1 protein-coding gene is annotated in these 1,228 nt (G+C 58.9%); it reads left to right on the forward strand.

The window, feature by feature from the left end; all coding sequences use genetic code 11:
• On the forward strand, window positions 1-1,119 hold a 1,119-nt coding region (locus tag Q2941_RS51645; RefSeq protein ID WP_458197545.1), incomplete at its 5' end, for a B12-binding domain-containing radical SAM protein.
• Window positions 1,120-1,228 lie beyond the last annotated feature (109 nt).

Here is a 1,228-nt window from a genome sequence, read left to right on the forward strand (position 1 = left end):
GATGCGGGCGCGACGTGCGATGCGTTGCTTGCCATCCCGAACATCGCGGGGCATGACGCCTCGGGCCGCTTGCTGCAGGCGCCGGTCCGGCCCGTCGAACAGAATCTCGATGGCATCCCTACGCCCGATTTCAGCAATCGCGACAAGTACTACCTGTACGGCAACGACATCTATCAGATCGATAATGAATACGACGATGAGCCGGTCTACTATCTTATGACCTCGCGCGGCTGTCCTTACAGTTGTAGCTTTTGCTGCATCTCTTTCATGAAAGACCTTTACAAAGACACACCCGGGCAGGACCTGCGCCGCCGCAGCGTCGAGCATGTGATCGAGGAACTAGAGACCGCCAAGGCTCGCCAGCCCTCTCTGCGCTATGTCTATTTCTTCGACGACGTCTTCGTCTTCGACCGCAAGTGGATTGAAGCTTTCGCGAAGGAGTACAAAGCGCGCATAGGCCTTCCGTTCTGGTGCTACGGCTATGTCAACACAACCAAGCCGCCGCTGATCGCGGCGCTGAAGGAGGCAGGCATCGAAGGTATTTCGATGGGCATCCAGAGCGGTTCAGAACGCATCCGCCGTTCGATCTTCATGCGTCCTGAAAGCGATGAGGCAGTGCGGGCGGCAGCGGCCCTCGTCCATCGCCACGGTATTCGGGTGACCTGGGATATCATCTGCTCGCCCTTCGAGACGGAGGAGGACAAGCGCAACGGCTTCCACCTGTATTTCAGCCTGCCGAAGCCTTTTTCCTTCCACTTCCATCCCCTCTCTTATTACCGCAACCTCGGTGTGACACGGCGCGCGATGCAGATGGGCCTGATTGGAGAGGAGGACATCGTCTCGCGCCACGTCAGGTTGACTCAGAGTATCACCGATTTCGAGTCCTTCGCCGGCAATGCCTTAATTTCGAACGATCGGTATTACCGGCTTTTGAAGCTGTTCGGGCGCCGCTATGTGCCCAATGCTCTGATACGTGCTTTGCTCGGTGCCAACCGTGGGACGGTGCTGTTCGGCCTGCGCTTGCACGACCAATGCGCGCCGCCGCGCCTGAAGTTCTTCCAACCGCCGGCACGGTCGAATTTCGATCTAGTGCAGGGGCTGGCGGCGCGTGATGTTTGACGGGCGGCCGCCGTCCGGTCCTTCGTTACAACCCCTTGAGTTCTATCTGTCTCATTCGCGCCGTTTGCCGCTGGGCTTGCGCTCGGATCGGTCACCACGTGCTCTCCTC

Source organism: Bradyrhizobium sp. UFLA05-153 (genome assembly GCF_054185185.1).